Raw genomic sequence first — 713 nt, forward strand, 5'->3', positions numbered from 1 at the left:
ACGAACGTCACCATCCACTTCATTCGACAGAGCCACATCAAACAGCGCYGCCTGTCCTTCTACGACCGTCTCTGTGCTGACCGACAAGGTTGGCGTGTCGGCATTGTTCATGCCGTCGCGGTCATCGGTAATCGTACCTGCGCCTGAATCGGTGACATCAAAACTCTCACCGCCCACCGTTGCTGTCGCTCGAGCGTCTAGGTTAAAGGTTTCTGACCCTTCAAAAATCGTATCATCTGAAGTTTGTACCGACACCTTAATGTCACTGGCATTACCCGGTATGGTGTACGAACCGTCACCATTGGCTGCGGCGTTAAAGCTGGTCTCTCCCACCTTATAAGTCACACTCAATGGGTTCGAAGCAAAGTCTGCTAACTCAGCGCTTTGTCCATCAACATCGATCGTGAATTCATAACGAACGTCACCATCCACTTCATTCGACAGAGCCACATCAAACAGCGCCGCCTGTCCTTCTACGACCGTCTCTGTGCTGACCGACAAGGTTGGCGTGTCGGCATTGTTCATGCCGTCGCGGTCATCGGTAATCGTACCTGCGCCTGAATCGGTGACATCAAAACTCTCACCGCCCACCGTTGCTGTCGCTCGAGCGTCTAGGTTAAAGGTTTCTGACCCTTCAAAAATCGTATCATCTGAAGTTTGTACCGACACCTTAATGTCACTGGCATTACCCGGTATGGTGTACGAACCGTCAC

1 pseudogene is annotated in these 713 nt (G+C 51.8%); it reads right to left on the bottom strand.

The annotated features are described in order from the left end of the window. Positions 1–713, bottom strand: a pseudogene (locus tag DPF90_RS20175) (hypothetical protein); the annotation flags it as partial.

The organism is Vibrio tetraodonis, from assembly GCF_003350295.1.
Taxonomy (GTDB): Bacteria; Pseudomonadota; Gammaproteobacteria; order Enterobacterales; family Vibrionaceae; genus Vibrio; species Vibrio tetraodonis.